The following is a 1,037-nucleotide window of genomic DNA, read 5'->3' as shown; positions in this document are numbered from 1 at the left end:
ATGGCGGGCACGTCGGCGCCGGTGGCACGCGGGCGGCGGCGCAGACGCGAGAGCGTGCCGCGCGACAGACCCCGCGGTGCGGGCGTCTGCGGTGCCGGTACGGTGGGGTTCGACCGCGTCGTGACATCGATCAGAGGAGCGTCCACCGTGCGATCGACCACCGTCACGGTGCGCGCGGGCGCGGCCGCACGCAGGTCGAGGGCCGCGTCGCGCGCGATCGGCCTCAGGTCGAGCGCCTCGATCTCGGGTTCGCGCTCCTCGTCCAGCCGGGCGAGTGCGAGGAGGTCCTCGACGAGCACGCCCATCCGGATCGCCTCCTTCTCGATGCGCTCCATGGCCCTGGCGGTGTCTTCTTCACCCTTGATGGCCCCCATGCGGTAGAGCTCTGCGTATCCTCGGACGCTCACGAGCGGTGTGCGCAGCTCATGGCTGGCGTCTCCGATGAACCGGCGCATGTGCTGCACGGTGCGATCGCGCTGCGCGAGGGATCCGTCGACTCGATCGAGCATCGTGTTGATCGCCGTGTTCAGTCGACCTACCTCCGTGGTCGGCTCGAGGTCGGTGAGCCGCTGGGTGAAGTCTCCGGCGGCGATCGACATCGCCGTGGACTCGACCTGCCCGAGCCTGCGGAAGGTGAGGGTCACGAGGCCTCGGGTCAGGAGGGCGGCGATGAAGATGGTGATCAGGGCGACGGTGATGTAGATGCCGAAGTATTGGCCGACGATGCGGTCGGCGTACTCCAGGGGCATGGCGACGATCTGGGTCCGGAGCGATCCGTCGCCTTCACCCGGCACGCGGGCGACAGCCGCACGGAAGCTGGATCCCTTGGTGCCTTCCATCGTGAAGGCCTGGTCTTCGTTGTTCTGCGCCTCCAGCAGCGAGTATGCCGAGGGGAACAGCGGCGCCCCGTTGTCGGAGCTGCCGGTCGTCGTCTGCAGCACGCCTTCGGCGTCATAGATCGCGACGAAGAAGTCGCGCGGCGAGTCCGTGGGCGTGTACGTCGTCTCGCCGTCTTCGGTGGTCACGTCGAAATACCG

General features: G+C 68.4%; 1 protein-coding gene. It reads right to left on the bottom strand.

The window, feature by feature from the left end; genetic code table 11:
- Window positions 1-1,025 (bottom strand): HAMP domain-containing sensor histidine kinase (locus J7E68_RS20365; RefSeq protein WP_311417402.1); only part of this gene is annotated, 1,025 nt, incomplete at its 3' end.
- Window positions 1,026-1,037: the final 12 nt, after the last annotated feature.

Origin of the sequence: Microbacterium sp. ISL-103, assembly GCF_018613995.1 — a bacterium.
Lineage (GTDB): Bacteria > Actinomycetota > Actinomycetes > Actinomycetales > Microbacteriaceae > Microbacterium.
This window is presented reverse-complemented; position numbering and strand designations above follow the sequence as displayed.